The organism is Peptoanaerobacter stomatis, assembly GCF_000238095.2.
Classification (GTDB): Bacteria; Bacillota; Clostridia; order Peptostreptococcales; family Filifactoraceae; genus Peptoanaerobacter; species Peptoanaerobacter stomatis_A.
This window is the reverse complement of the sequence record NZ_JH815225.1, coordinates 917,140-930,220: the sequence shown is the minus strand read 5'-3', so window position 1 is coordinate 930,220 and position 13,081 is coordinate 917,140. Positions and strand designations below refer to the sequence as shown.

Sequence of the window (13,081 nt, the reverse complement as noted above, 5' to 3'; positions counted from 1 at the left end):
ATACTATGTTATTAGATGATAAGATTGTTAAAATAAGGGAAGATTTTTCTTATTTAGATGAGCAAAAATTGGGAAGAAAGATAATATATTTAGATAATGCTGCTACTTCACAAAAGCCAAACTGTGTAATAGATGCAGTGAGCGATTATTATAAGTATCAAAATGCAAACCCTCATAGAGGGGCGCATTATTTGACTGTCAAGGCTACAGAGGCATATGAAAATGCAAGAAGCTCAATAGCAAAATTTATAAATGCAAAATCTTCAGATGAAATAATATTCACAAGAAATACGACAGAAAGTTTGAATTTGATAGCATATAGCTATGCGCTTGAAAATCTGAAAAAAGATGATGAAATATTGATAACAATACTGGAACATCACAGCAACTTTACAACTTGGCACTATGTAGCTGAAAAAACAGGTGCTAAATTGAAAATAGTATATCTTGACGACAATTTCAGTGTTGATATGACAGATTTTGAAAATAAGCTTACTTCAAAAACAAAATTGGTATCTGTTACAGGCGCATCAAATGTTACATCTTGTATGCCTGATATCGAAAAAATAGTAGAGCTCTCTCATAAAAATGGGGCTATAGTAGTTGTTGACGGTGCACAGCTTGCTCCACATAAAAAAGTTGATATGCAAAAAATAAATTGTGATTTCTTTGCTATTTCAGGACATAAAATGCTGTCACCTATGGGAATAGGTATATTATACGGAAAAAAAGATATACTTGACAATATGAAACCATTTATGTATGGAGGAGAGATGATAGAGTATGTTTATGAAGACCACTCTACATTTACACTTTCTCCTACAAGATTTGAAGCAGGTACTATGAATGTAGGCGGTGCTATAGGACTTGCAAAAGCAATAGAGTATATGGAAGCTATAGGTATGGATAACATATATGAAAGAGAAAGACAGTTGAGCGAGTATGCAGTATCACAGCTTAATAAAATACCGTATATAGACATATATTATCCGCAAAACGCAAAAAATGTAGGCAGTGCCATAGCGTTTAATGTAAAAGAAATACATCCTCATGATGTGGCATCTATACTTGATAATTTTAATATAGCTGTAAGAAGCGGTCATCACTGTGCAATGCCTCTTCACAAATATTTAAAAATAAATGCAAGCTGTAGAGCATCAATATCTTTTTATAATATAAAACAAGAAATTGACGAATTCTTGACACACCTTGAAGATGTAAGGAGGACACTCGGTTATGGACTTGAATGATATATATCAGCAAATAATATTGGAGCACTCAAAGAGCAAAAAAAATAAACATGATTTGGAAAGTTATGATATGTCCGAGCCGGGACATAACCCAAGCTGTGGTGATGAAATAACATTGCAGGTAAAATTGAGTGATGATAAGAAAAATATACAAGATCTTGCTTTTACAGGTGTAGGTTGTGCAATATCTCAAGCCTCCGCATCAATAATGTGCGACCTTTTAAGAGGAAAAACCATTGAAGAAGCAAAAGAATTGTGTGAAATATTTTTAGGTATGATAAGACGTGAGATAACTGACGATGAAACTCTTGAAAAACTGGAAGACGCAGAGGCGCTCAGAAATATAAGCAATATGCCGGCAAGAGTAAAATGTGCAGTACTTGCATGGCATACCTTAAATGATATGATAGCGAAAAAGTAATAAGATTATATGAAAATATAAATTTATAAAAAAGTTCCTAAATTATAGTGAATACTATTTTTAGGAACTTTTTTTACGGATTTAAAATATTATCTTGCTATATGTTCTGAATCACAATAAGCGCATCTGTAAACTTTTTTATCTCTGTCAACCAATTTGAAAGTATGGATTATTTCTTGTTCGACAGAAGTTATACAACGCGGATTTTTACAAATTACTACGTCTTTAAGTGTTTCAGGCAAAGATAGGTGTACTTTACTGGACAACTTGCCGTCTTTTACCTTGTTTACAGTAATATTGCTGTCTATATAACCTAATACATCAAAATCCAATTCTATATCTTCGTCTATTTTTATTATATCTTTTTTTCCGTATTTTGTACTGCTTACATGCTGAATTATAGCTACCGTACAAGTCAATTTATCCAATCCGAGCAATTTATATATCTTCATACTTAGACCTGCTTTTATATGGTCAAGCACAATACCGTTATTTACACCATCTACGTTCATAATTGCCTCCTAATTTTAATTTGTAATACTATTTATACAGAAAAATGGATAATTATTTTTGCATATATATTTATACAGATGAAAAATTTATTTTCGTAGATAAAAACTATATCCATTTTTCAAATAAATATTAGTATAAGTAAATTTCAATACAAAGTAAGAGCTTATATGATTTTTCTATACCTGTATATTTAAAAGTAATAATATCAATGCCATTCTTATGTGTTTTCCACATAATGCTTGGAAGAAATAGCATGCTCTTTCATCATCATCTACTTCTACAGATATTTCATTTACTCTTGGAAGAGGGTGCATTATTGTAAGATCTTTTTTTGCAGTTTCCAGTTTTTCTAAGTCCAATATATAGCTGTCTTTTAATCTGATATAGTCAGCTTCGTTGAAAAATCTTTCTCTTTGAACTCTTGTCATATATAGTATGTCAAGCATAGGCATAGCTTCTTCTAAGCTTTCAACTTCTGTCCATAATACACCGGCTTTGTTCATGGATTCTTTTATATAATCGGGTACTTGTAATTCTACAGGTGAGATTAAAACAAATTTTATATTGTCATATCTTAACATAGCTTCTATAAGCGAATGGACTGTACGTCCAAATTTCAAGTCTCCGCATACACCTATTGTCATATCGGACAGTCTGCCTTTTTTACGCTTTATAGTTAATAAATCTGTAAGTGTCTGAGTAGGATGAAAATGTCCTCCGTCACCTGCATTTATTATAGGAACTGTAGTTCGCTGTGCACCTACTATTGGAGCACCTTCTTTTGGGTGACGCATAGCGATTATATCTGCATAACAACCTACTGTTCTTATTGTGTCGCTTACACTTTCACCTTTAGCCGCCGAACTTGAGTTTGCAGATGAAAAACCTAATACACTTCCTCCAAGCTCCAACATAGCAGCTTCAAAACTTAGACGTGTTCTTGTACTCGGTTCAAAAAATAATGTAGCAAGTTTTTTATGAGCGCATATGTTTTCATATTTGCTGTGGTTTTTGACAATATCATCTGCAACTTCGATTAATTTGTCTATTTCTTGCACGGATAAATCTGTTATATTGATTAAATTTCTCACCCTATCCATTATTTTTCTCCTTTCATCCAACTTTCATCTTGTGGGTTATCTCTAAATTTAAGTATTTTTGTTTTATCGTCAGCTTTTATATATCTTGTTTCTATTGCTACATCGAGTAAAGTATCCAAATCACAAAGACTTATGTTTATAACATTATTTTCTTTTAATTTGTCTTTTGATTTTTTCATATTGTATGTGAATATGCTGGCGATTCCAAGTACATCAGCATCATGTTCTCTAAGTACATTTACAGTTTCTATAGATGAACCTGCCGTAGAAATAAGGTCTTCAATTACAACTACTTTTTGTTTAGGTAACAGCCTTCCTTCTATTTGATTTGTTCTACCGTGATCTTTTGCAGAGCCTCTGACATATCCCATAGGTATATTCATAAGGTGTCCTACTATTGCAGCGTGTGCAATACCGGCAGTACTTGTACCCATAACAACCTCGCAAGTAGGGAAATATGTTTTTATCGTTTTTGCTAAAGATTGCTCGATTAGTGTACGAACTTGTGGTGAAGTAAGTGTAAGTCTGTTATCACAATATATAGGGCTTTTTATTCCTGATGCCCATGTAAAAGGTTCATCAGGTCTTAGAAATACAGCTTGTATGGATAGCAGAGCTTTTGCAATATCATTTTTCATATATACCTCCTGATAAAAATACTTGATATAAAATAAGTTAATAAGCAAAATTTAATTAACAGATTGTATAGTTGTAAATTTTTTAAAATTAAGTGTGTTATAATACAAAAAAATATTGATTAGTTTTATAATATTTTAGAGTATTAAATTTTATATGAGTTAAAATTTTTATAAAAACTCTTTTAAGCATCTTTCATATGCGAGTACAGGATCATCCGCTTTTGTAATAGGTCTGCCCACTACTATGAAGTTTGAACCCAATTTCTTTGCATCTTCAGGTGTAGTTATACGTACTTGGTCATCTTTTTTTGCATCTGCAAATCTTATTCCGGGAGTAACGGTAAGAAAATCGGAGCCACAAGCGTTATGAATAAGAGCGGACTCTCTTGGGGAGCATACAACTCCGTCAAGACCTGCAAATTTTGTATTTTGAGCGTATTTTGTAACTGTATCTTCCAAACTGTGATTTATAAGCAGTTCTTCTTGCATTCTTTCTTCACTTGTGGAAGTGAGCTGAGTTACCGCTATGAGCAAAGGTCTGTTTTCTCCTTTTATAGAAGTAAGACCTTTTAAAGCTGCCTGCATCATCTCAATAGTGCCTGCTGCATGAACGTTACACATATCCACATCCAATTTAGCCAATGACATCATGGCTTTTTCTACTGTATTAGGAATGTCGTGAAGTTTTAAGTCTAAAAATATCTTGTGTCCTCTTGCTTTTATTTCATTTATTATGCTTGGCCCTTCGCTGTAAAAAACTTCCATGCCTATTTTTACAAAAGGTTTTTTGCCTTCAAATTTATCTAAGAATTCTAATGTTTCTTTTCCGTTTGGAAAGTCCAGTGCTATAATAACATCTTTTTTCATAACAACACTCCTTAATATAAAATTATTTTTTTGGTTAACAATATTGAAAGTGTAAAAAAGTAAATTATAATATTTTTATTTGTTTTTTTACATTATCTGAAAATAATATATCAATCGGCAATCAAATATCCTTTTTTCACGTTATCTTGTATATTTTCATAAATAAAGTTGTAGATTTCTTCGCTAAAATCCTTTATAGGTTCCATTCTTTTTAAAACTTGCGATACTTTTATTTTATGTTCAGTCCAAGTACCGCCGTCATTACTGAACAGATTACTTAGCATAGGTTGGAGTCTGTCCATTGCATTAGCATATTTAGACTCATTTGTTTCCCCGTTTTCAAATTCGAGCCAAAGTGATTCTAAAAGTTCAGCCATATTTTGAGGCAAAAAGCCTTTTAGCTTATTCATAGCCTGAGTTTCTCTATAAATCTTATCTTCATATCCGTTTGTATCATAAGCGAAAGTATCGCCTGCAAATATTTCTACAAGGTCATGTATTAAAAGCATTTTTATAACCTTATTTATGTCTGTTTCCAATTTTGAATAATTTTGCAAAAACAGACTCATAGTAGCAACGTGCCAAGAATGCTCTGCGTCATTTTCTCTTCTATTGCCTCCTAATACCTTGGTTTGTCTTTGTATTTTTTTCATTTCTTCGAGTAATATTATAAATTCTATATCTTTTTGAACATTCATTTGATTCCTCAATTCTTAGGCTTTATTTCACAATTCCTATTATATCACTTAATTTTTCTATATTGAGTTCTTGCATTTTAGAAGGGAGAGAGTCTATAATCTCTTTGCATATAAACGGATTTACAAGATTTGCAGCACCGATTTGCACTGCAGTTGCTCCTGCCATCATCATTTCTATAACATCAGATGTACTGCTTACTCCACCCATACCTATTATCGGTATTTTTACAGCATTTGCAACTTGATATACCATTCTGAGAGCTATAGGGAAAATAGCAGGTCCTGAAAAACCTCCCATTTTATTTGCAATTACGGGTGCTTTTTTTCGTATATCTATTCTCATACCGAGCAGAGTATTTATCATACTTATACCGTCTGCACCGGAATATTCGCACGCTTTTGCAATTTCGGTTATGTCTGTTACATTAGGGCTTAATTTTATATATACAGGTTTTGAAGTTACTTTCTTTACAGCTTTTGTAACTTCCGATACGCTTTCTGGGCATACTCCGTAAGCCATTCCACCGTTATGCACATTGGGACAACTCACATTGACTTCTATTATTCCCACCATATCTACTTCATTCATAGCCTCTGCACATTTTACATATTCATCTATGGAAAAGCCACTAATATTTGCAATTACTTTTTTATGATATATTTTTGCAAGATTTGGCAATTCTTCTGATATTACTTTTTCCAAGCCAGGATTTTGTAGACCTACGGAATTTATAAGTCCTGCTGTACATTCTGCTATTCTCGGTTGCATATTTCCAAAACGCATGTCAACAGTAGTGCCTTTGAATGAAATTGAACCTAATATATTTATATCATAAAAATCTTTGTACTCTTGTCCAAATCCGAATGTACCGCTTGCAGGGATGATTGGATTGTCAAGGACAAGACCGCTTAGATTTACTGAAGTATCTACCATTTTATCTCCTCCTTGAAAAGTATAGGACCTTCTTTACATATTCTTTTATAGCCTGATTTTGTTTCATGAGAACATCCCATACATCCTCCGAATCCACATGCCATTCTCGCTTCAAAACTGAATTGACCGTCTACATCAAGATTGCTGAGAGCTTTTAACATAGGTTCAGGTCCGCAGGTACATAGATAATCATAATCTATACTTTTAAGAGCATCTGTTACGAAACCGTGAACTCCATAAGAACCGTCAACAGTTGAAACAATAGGATGTATTCCAAGATTTTCAAACATATCTACGGCAAATATTTCTTCTTTTGTATTGAAACCTATTACTACTTTAGGTGTTTTACCAATTTTTATCATATTTTTTGCAAGGTTAATAAGTGGAGGAACGCCTACACCTCCACCTATTAATACTGTATTTTTTGTGGTTTTATCTATATCAAACCCATTGCCTAAAGGGAGTAATATATCAAGATAGTGTTCAGGCTTTTTTTGCGAAAGAGCAAGTGTACCTTCACCTACAACTTTATATATTAATTTGAGAGTATCTTTTTCAAAGTCGCATATGGATATAGGTCTACGCAAGTAAAATGATGATATTGATATGTTTGCAAATTGTCCTGGATTTTTTATTTCATCAGTATTTCCTCTAAGCGTAAGAAGAAATACATCCTTTGCAATTTTTTTATTTTCTAAAATTTTAAATTTTTCACATTTCATTTGATTCTCCTAAAATTAAATATTGTTTCAGAAGTTTAGTATAAATAGATTTTTGGAAAATTATTTTTGGTAATTTGGCAGATTTTTGTAATCATAAACCATATTTCCGTCTACAAAAGTATATAATATATCTCCGATTACATATTCTCCATCAAATGGAGTGGCTTTTCCTTTTGATAAGAAATTTTTAGAGTCTATTTTATATTTTTTGCTAAGATCAAGTACAGTTATATCTGCAGGTGTATCATTTTCTATATATAAAGAGCCTGTTAATGGAAATCTCTTTCGTGGATTTATGCACATGAGCTCTATAAGTTTTTCAAGGCTTATTATATCTTTTTTTACAAGATGAGTGTATAAGAGTGAGAAGGCTGTTTCAAGTCCTACTATACCGAATGGACTTTTTTGTAAGCCGCGAGATTTTTCATCTTGTGAATGAGGTGCATGGTCTGTTGCAATCATATCTATTGTACCGTCTTGTATACCTTTTATAAGTGCTGCTCTATCTTCTTTTGAACGTAAAGGAGGATTCATCTTGAAACGACCTTCTTCCTTCAAATCTTCATCACACAATATCAGATAGTGAGGAGCTGTTTCACAAGTTACGTCTACATTTTTCGCTTTTGCACGCCTTATTATGTCCACTGTTTCTTTTGTGGATATGTGGCATACGTGATATTTACAACCTGTTTTTTTTGCAAGCTCCACATCTCTTGCTACTTGAACCCATTCACTCTCAGAAGATATACCTTTGTGGTTATGATTTTCTGCATATATACCTTTATGGATATATCCTCCGTCTAACAAGCTTTCATCCTCACAATGTGCAACTATTATTTTATCGAGTGATTTTGCCATTATCATTGCTTCTTCCATTAGTTCTCCTGTTTGTACACCTTTACCGTCATCAGAATATCCTACGACATAATCTGCCATATCAGCCATTTTTGATAATGTACTCCTGCCATCTCCACGAGAAGTTATAGTTGCGTATGGAGTTATGTGTACAACAGAGTCATTTTTTATAATTTCGAGTTGAACATCTAATGATTTAAGATCTGCAGGTGCAGGGTTTACATTAGGCATAGTGCAAACTTGTGTGTATCCTCCACGAGCAGCTGCAAGTGAACCTGTGGCTATGCTTTCTTTATAAAAAAAGCCGGGCTCACGAAAATGTACATGCACATCCGCAAAACCTGGCACAATATATAAACCGTTGCAATCTATAGAATTATCAAAAGAAGTATCATCTAAAGTAGAAATTAAAGACACCTTGGAATTAGAAATTAAGATATTCGTCTTTTTAAAGCCGTTTGGAGTAAAAACATTACCATTTTTTAATAAAGTAGACATTTATAAGCTCCTTTCTTGAAGAATATATATAAATTAGTTTATAAAAATATTTTGTAATAAAATTCATATTAAAATAATGTTTTGTATTTAAAAGTCAAAAATGTTTTAATACAAAATACAGGAATATTATCGTATTCTTGCTATGATTATAACAGAGCAAGACATAAAAAAATATACTTATAAAAATAATTCTGCTTAAATCTTCGATATTCTATCACAACATAGAACATATGTCAATATATAAAATATTATATTTTAAAGAGTTTAAAAAATTCAAATATTTTTTGTATGTAGTATATAATATAGGTTTAAAATATAAGTGAAATACTAAATAAAAAACTTATAAGTTCTTATATTTTTTATAAAGCCACTTAAGAAGTTAGGTGGTTTTATAATATTGTATTATTTTCAATATAGTTGTATAATCTTTTATATTAATATGTATTGTTAAAATCAATATAAATGTCAAATATATTTTATTAAGTGTTGCACTTATATTGTAAACATAAAATTATAAAATATTACTTATGGATAATTTATTTTGGTATAAGAAGGCAAAACTCCTACTTGAATTTTAAAAAGAATATTCCTATATACGCAACGCATAATACAATCAGTATAAGCATATTCTTAATATATAAATACTGTTGAGCAAGTATGGAGAATTAATCTCTATGAAAAAACTCATAAATGATACGGATTAGGCTATGTAATTTGATAAATACTTCATTCTTTCAAAAATATGAATTAGAGAATGGCTTTGTTATGGTCATTGTTATAATGAAATTATTAAAGTCAGTCTTACTATGATTTAAAGGGAGATTATATATGAAAATAAATGATTTAAATTATAAATCTTCTATAAATACGATATATAATACTAAAAATTTAAAAACTTATTCAAAAGAAACTGATAAGAATTCATTTAAAACAGATACTGTTGAAATATAGGACGAAGGGAAAAAACTATTATATAATGATATGTCGGCAAGATCTGGGGAAGATATCTTGGGCATTGAAAAAGGGAAGTTTGATAATACCTTTGTAGTGCATTTTTCAAGATTCAGCTATGGTAGCAAAGCGGTTTCAAGAGGATATATAATGGTAAATGGAAAGAGAATAGAATTGTCAGAAGAAGATAAAAAAGCAGAGGAATTGAGAGAGTACTATTTAAATATGCACTCATTGGAACATAATATGAAAGTAGCAAAGCAGCAAGGTGCAGTATGGGAGTTGTATTTTAAAGAAGAAGAAAAGATTTTAAAATCAAAATAGAAATTAGCAAAAGGCGAAAAACTTACACCTGAAGAAGAAAAAATGATTTTAGAAAGAGATCCGGAAGGCTATCAAATGGCAGTTATGATTAGGAATATGAAGAAGAATAAAAAAGAAAATAGTAAGATTTCATCTATTCAAGATAAAGCTTAAGAAAGTTATATGGACGAGTTACATGAGAGAGCTAAGGGTGTATCTTTGGAAGATACCGAATTAAAAGGTTGCAATACTGTTTTAAATCTTTCATTTTTAGGAGAAAAAGCCGAAATAGGTGAAATATCAACGCAGGAATTTTTTAGAATCAAAGTAGAATAGTAAGAAAAAGTGATATATATGAATAATGCAATAACATAAAAATATATAATATAGAAATCAAAACTACGTTTCAAGTAAGAAATAGTATAAATTGACAGATAAGAGGTTTTTATGGAGTTAAATTTCAAGGAAAAACAATTTTTTGAATATATGAAATCTTTGACGGATAAAAAAGTTGTGGTAGCTTTTTCGGGTGGGGTTGACAGCTCGCTTGTTCTTAAAACAGCAATTGATGTGTCATCTGCAAATGATGTATATGCTATAACTTTTGATACGGTGCTCAGTCCTAAAAATGATATAGAGATTACAAAAAAATTGGCTGAAGATTTTGGAGTAAGACTTGAAGTTGTACAAACAAATGAAATAGAGGATGAAAAGATATTATATAATGACAAGCAGAGGTGTTATTATTGTAAAAAAAATCTTTTTGAAAATGCTATAAAATTAAAAGAAAAATTAGGGTTCGGCTATGTGCTTGACGGTTCTAATGCTGACGATGCAAATGTGTACAGACCTGGAAGAAAGGCACTTAAAGAGCTTGGCATTATAAGTCCGCTTGAAAAAACAGGAATGAGTAAAAATGAAGTCAGACAACTTGCTAAAAAACTTGAAATAAAAGTGCATAACAGGCCTTCGTCTCCATGTCTTATGACAAGATTTCCGTATAATAAAAAAGTGGATATAAGTATATTTCCAAAGATAGATGAAGTAGAAAATTATTTGAAATCACTCGGTTTTGATAATAATAGAGTCAGATTGTACGGAGATGTGACAAGAATTGAGGTGGATGTAGATAAATTTCCTTTATTTTTTGAAAAAAGATTGGAGATTATCAAGAAATTTAAAGAAACGGGGTTTGTCTATGTAAATCTTGATATAGAGGGATTTAGATCCGGAAGTATGGATATTGTAATAGATAAAGATTAGAAAAAATATTTTATAATTTTTGGAGATTTATTATGAATGATAGAGAATTTTTGGAAGGTATAAAAAACGGAGCCATGTCTATTGAAGATGGTCTTGAATATATGAAAGATTCAAATTACAAAGATTTAGGCTTTGCAAAAATTGACTTTGACAGAAAAAAAAGAAGACATCTGCCTGAGGTCATATTTGCACAGAGTAAGTCTGATGAACATTTGATAGCTATATTTAAGTCTTTTTTTGAAAGAAAAGAAAATATTTTGGCAACAAGAGCGAGAAAAGAACAATTTGAGCTTTTGGCAAAAGAGATGGACAATCTTATATATGACGAATTGTCAAGAACTATAAGATTGGAATTTGAAAAAATAGAAAAAAAGGGAAATATAGCAATATGTTGCGGTGGAACAAGCGATATACCTGTATGCGAGGAGGCAAGAATAACGGCAGAATTTTTCGGTGCAAATGTAACTACTTTTTATGATATTGGCGTATCGGCTCTTAAAAGATTATTGTCCTCCATAGATGAAATAAAAAAAGCAAATGTAATAATTGCAGTTGCAGGTATGGAGGGTGCATTATCGACAGTAATAGCCGGTTTGTGTGATAAACCTATAATAGCAGTACCTACATCTGTAGGTTATGGAGCAAATTTTAACGGCTTGGCACCACTTTTGACCATGATTAATTCATGCAGTGAAGGTATAAATATCGTGAATATAGATAACGGCTACGGAGCAGCTTATAACGCAGTACAAATAAACAGATTGATTGAAAAATATTAAAAATATTGATTTAAATTTATTGAATGTAAAACCCAAATAGCCATGTGCATAAGACTCTTTAAATATACGATTTAGAGTTGTGCATATGGCTATTTTATTTTACTTTACTACTAATATTAATAAAAATTAATGGAATAATGAATATTCTTGTTTTTTTAATTTATTGGCTAAGTGAAATTATATATCTTAAAAACAAAATTTTATATATTGATTAAGCGAATATTAGTATAAGATATTATGATATATATAGTATGTACTATTTTTGGTATATAAAATGTGATAAGATTATAGTAAATTTATATATAATCAAGAAAAATTTATTATAAATACTACTAATTATATAAAATTAAATTTTGCATAATATATTATTTGTAGATATAAGCATAAAAATTAAATTTTTCTTGTGATATATATTTTTTATGCTTTTTTTATATATCGTGATTTGTTTTTATAAAATTTTAATTTTGGACAAATTTATTAAAAAAGGAGATAAGTATAATTATGGGATATATTGATGATAGTATAGATTTAGGTAATAATATGCAATGTAAAGATGATGATAGTGAATGTCTACATGAAAATATTACTAGGTATGAGAAGATTGAATCATATCAAGATGGCATGAATATTATAAGAAAAGAAATAGGTGGTAATGAAAGTTATAAATATGTATATATAGACAGGGAAGGCAATGAAATAATAGAAGCTATATATTCAAATATAAGTTTTCTTTTTAAAGAAGGTTTGGCAGCAGTACAAAAAGATGGAAAATGGGGATTCATAGACAAAAAAGGAAGAGAGATAATAGAACTAAAATATGATGATGTAAGGCATTTTAAAGATGGATTGGCAGAAGTACAAAAAGATAAAAAATGGGGATTCATAGATAAAAAAGGAAATGAGATAATAAAATTAAAATATGATGAAATATGGTATTTTGAAGAAGGTTTGGCAGAAGTACAAAAAGATGGAAAATGGGGATTCATAGACAAAAAAGGAAGAGAGATAATAGAGCTAAAATATGATGGTGTATATAGTTTTGAAGAAGGTTTGGCAGCAGTACAAAAAGATGGAAAATGGGGATTCATAGATAAAGAAGGAAGAGAGATAGTAGAGTTAGAATATGATGATGTATATGGTTTTGAAGAAGGCTTATCAGCAACAGAGAAAGATGGAAAATGGGGATTCATAGACAAAGAAGGAAGAGAGATAGTAGAGTTAAAATATGATGAAGCATGGTATTTTAAAGATGGATTTGGAGTAGTACAAAAAGATGGAAAATGGGGATT

General features: G+C 30.8%; 16 protein-coding genes. 8 read left to right on the top strand and 8 right to left on the bottom strand.

What is annotated here, in order from left to right; all coding sequences use genetic code 11:
• The first annotated feature begins 5 nt into the window (after positions 1 to 5).
• Both HMPREF9630_RS03990 and sufU read left to right on the top strand, forming a co-directional pair.
• Positions 6 to 1,250 carry a cysteine desulfurase gene (locus tag HMPREF9630_RS03990; protein WP_009527254.1) on the top strand — a complete coding sequence of 415 codons (1,245 nt, stop codon included), beginning with the start codon at positions 6 to 8 and terminating at the stop codon, positions 1,248 to 1,250.
• Complete coding sequence (gene sufU / locus HMPREF9630_RS03985; protein ID WP_009527253.1) at positions 1,237 to 1,671, top strand: Fe-S cluster assembly sulfur transfer protein SufU; 435 nt, start codon at positions 1,237 to 1,239, stop codon at positions 1,669 to 1,671. The genes HMPREF9630_RS03990 and sufU overlap by 14 nt, the downstream gene beginning before the upstream one ends.
• A gap of 89 nt (positions 1,672 to 1,760) precedes the next feature.
• Here sufU and HMPREF9630_RS03980 read toward each other — a convergent pair whose 3' ends face one another.
• From HMPREF9630_RS03980 to HMPREF9630_RS03945, 8 genes are all read right to left on the bottom strand, one after another.
• Positions 1,761 to 2,183 carry an aspartate carbamoyltransferase regulatory subunit gene (locus tag HMPREF9630_RS03980; protein WP_009527252.1) on the bottom strand — a complete coding sequence of 141 codons (423 nt, stop codon included), beginning with the start codon at positions 2,181 to 2,183 and terminating at the stop codon, positions 1,761 to 1,763.
• 177 nt (positions 2,184 to 2,360) lie between these two features.
• Entirely contained in the window at positions 2,361 to 3,284 is a 924-nt protein-coding gene (gene pyrB, locus HMPREF9630_RS03975) for an aspartate carbamoyltransferase (protein ID WP_009527251.1), read from the bottom strand.
• On the bottom strand, positions 3,284 to 3,922 hold the full coding sequence (gene pyrE / locus HMPREF9630_RS03970; RefSeq protein WP_009527250.1) for an orotate phosphoribosyltransferase: 639 nt from the start codon (positions 3,920 to 3,922) through the stop codon (positions 3,284 to 3,286). The genes pyrB and pyrE overlap by 1 nt, the downstream gene beginning before the upstream one ends.
• A 168-nt stretch (positions 3,923 to 4,090) precedes the next feature.
• A complete protein-coding gene (pyrF, locus tag HMPREF9630_RS03965; RefSeq protein ID WP_009527249.1) occupies positions 4,091 to 4,789 on the bottom strand; it encodes an orotidine-5'-phosphate decarboxylase in 699 nt (232 codons plus the stop codon).
• A 110-nt stretch (positions 4,790 to 4,899) separates the two neighbouring features.
• Positions 4,900 to 5,487 (bottom strand): HD domain-containing protein, encoded by a 588-nt coding sequence (locus HMPREF9630_RS03960; protein WP_009527248.1) that lies wholly within the window; start codon positions 5,485 to 5,487, stop codon positions 4,900 to 4,902.
• Between the two features lie 22 nt (positions 5,488 to 5,509).
• Positions 5,510 to 6,421 (bottom strand): dihydroorotate dehydrogenase, encoded by a 912-nt coding sequence (locus HMPREF9630_RS03955; RefSeq protein WP_009527247.1) that lies wholly within the window; start codon positions 6,419 to 6,421, stop codon positions 5,510 to 5,512.
• A complete protein-coding gene (locus HMPREF9630_RS03950; protein ID WP_009527246.1) occupies positions 6,415 to 7,143 on the bottom strand; it encodes a dihydroorotate dehydrogenase electron transfer subunit in 729 nt (242 codons plus the stop codon). Before HMPREF9630_RS03950 ends, HMPREF9630_RS03955 begins: the two co-directional genes overlap by 7 nt.
• Positions 7,144 to 7,203: 60 nt before the next feature.
• The gene (locus tag HMPREF9630_RS03945; protein WP_009527245.1) at positions 7,204 to 8,496 is read right to left on the bottom strand and encodes a dihydroorotase; all 1,293 of its coding nucleotides are present in this window, start codon (positions 8,494 to 8,496) and stop codon (positions 7,204 to 7,206) included.
• 828 nt (positions 8,497 to 9,324) lie between these two features.
• Between HMPREF9630_RS03945 and HMPREF9630_RS10595 the strand changes: the two genes are divergently transcribed.
• The 6 genes from HMPREF9630_RS10595 to HMPREF9630_RS03925 form a co-directional block, all read left to right on the top strand.
• On the top strand, positions 9,325 to 9,447 hold the full coding sequence (locus tag HMPREF9630_RS10595; protein ID WP_009527244.1) for a hypothetical protein: 123 nt from the start codon (positions 9,325 to 9,327) through the stop codon (positions 9,445 to 9,447).
• 57 nt (positions 9,448 to 9,504) lie between these two features.
• Positions 9,505 to 9,771, top strand: a complete 267-nt coding sequence (locus HMPREF9630_RS10530; protein ID WP_242824678.1) for an enolase-like domain-containing protein — start codon at positions 9,505 to 9,507, stop codon at positions 9,769 to 9,771.
• A gap of 162 nt (positions 9,772 to 9,933) precedes the next feature.
• Positions 9,934 to 10,086: a hypothetical protein gene (locus HMPREF9630_RS10525; protein ID WP_242824677.1), complete on the top strand. Its 153-nt coding sequence runs from the start codon at positions 9,934 to 9,936 to the stop codon at positions 10,084 to 10,086.
• 111 nt (positions 10,087 to 10,197) lie between these two features.
• Positions 10,198 to 11,013: an ATP-dependent sacrificial sulfur transferase LarE gene (larE, locus tag HMPREF9630_RS03935; protein ID WP_009527242.1), complete on the top strand. Its 816-nt coding sequence runs from the start codon at positions 10,198 to 10,200 to the stop codon at positions 11,011 to 11,013.
• 32 nt (positions 11,014 to 11,045) lie between these two features.
• A complete protein-coding gene (larB, locus tag HMPREF9630_RS03930) occupies positions 11,046 to 11,792 on the top strand; it encodes a nickel pincer cofactor biosynthesis protein LarB (protein WP_009527241.1) in 747 nt (248 codons plus the stop codon).
• Between the two features lie 501 nt (positions 11,793 to 12,293).
• The coding region (locus tag HMPREF9630_RS03925) for a WG repeat-containing protein (protein WP_009527240.1) at positions 12,294 to 13,081 on the top strand (788 nt) is incomplete at its 3' end.

Bases quoted from the DNA above. Each gene is read 5' to 3' on its own strand.
- pyrB (WP_009527251.1), bottom strand. From the start codon at position 3,284: ATGGATAGGGTGAGAAATTTAATCAATATAACAGATTTATCCGTGCAA.
- HMPREF9630_RS10525 (WP_242824677.1), top strand. From the start codon at position 9,934: ATGGACGAGTTACATGAGAGAGCTAAGGGTGTATCTTTGGAAGATACC.
- pyrE (WP_009527250.1), bottom strand. From the start codon at position 3,922: ATGAAAAATGATATTGCAAAAGCTCTGCTATCCATACAAGCTGTATTT.
- HMPREF9630_RS03960 (WP_009527248.1), bottom strand. From the start codon at position 5,487: ATGAATGTTCAAAAAGATATAGAATTTATAATATTACTCGAAGAAATG.
- larE (WP_009527242.1), top strand. From the start codon at position 10,198: ATGGAGTTAAATTTCAAGGAAAAACAATTTTTTGAATATATGAAATCT.
- HMPREF9630_RS03945 (WP_009527245.1), bottom strand. From the start codon at position 8,496: ATGTCTACTTTATTAAAAAATGGTAATGTTTTTACTCCAAACGGCTTT.
- pyrF (WP_009527249.1), bottom strand. From the start codon at position 4,789: ATGAAAAAAGATGTTATTATAGCACTGGACTTTCCAAACGGAAAAGAA.
- HMPREF9630_RS03955 (WP_009527247.1), bottom strand. From the start codon at position 6,421: ATGGTAGATACTTCAGTAAATCTAAGCGGTCTTGTCCTTGACAATCCA.
- HMPREF9630_RS10595 (WP_009527244.1), top strand. From the start codon at position 9,325: ATGAAAATAAATGATTTAAATTATAAATCTTCTATAAATACGATATAT.
- HMPREF9630_RS03950 (WP_009527246.1), bottom strand. From the start codon at position 7,143: ATGAAATGTGAAAAATTTAAAATTTTAGAAAATAAAAAAATTGCAAAG.
- HMPREF9630_RS03980 (WP_009527252.1), bottom strand. From the start codon at position 2,183: ATGAACGTAGATGGTGTAAATAACGGTATTGTGCTTGACCATATAAAA.
- HMPREF9630_RS03990 (WP_009527254.1), top strand. From the start codon at position 6: ATGTTATTAGATGATAAGATTGTTAAAATAAGGGAAGATTTTTCTTAT.
- sufU (WP_009527253.1), top strand. From the start codon at position 1,237: ATGGACTTGAATGATATATATCAGCAAATAATATTGGAGCACTCAAAG.
- larB (WP_009527241.1), top strand. From the start codon at position 11,046: ATGAATGATAGAGAATTTTTGGAAGGTATAAAAAACGGAGCCATGTCT.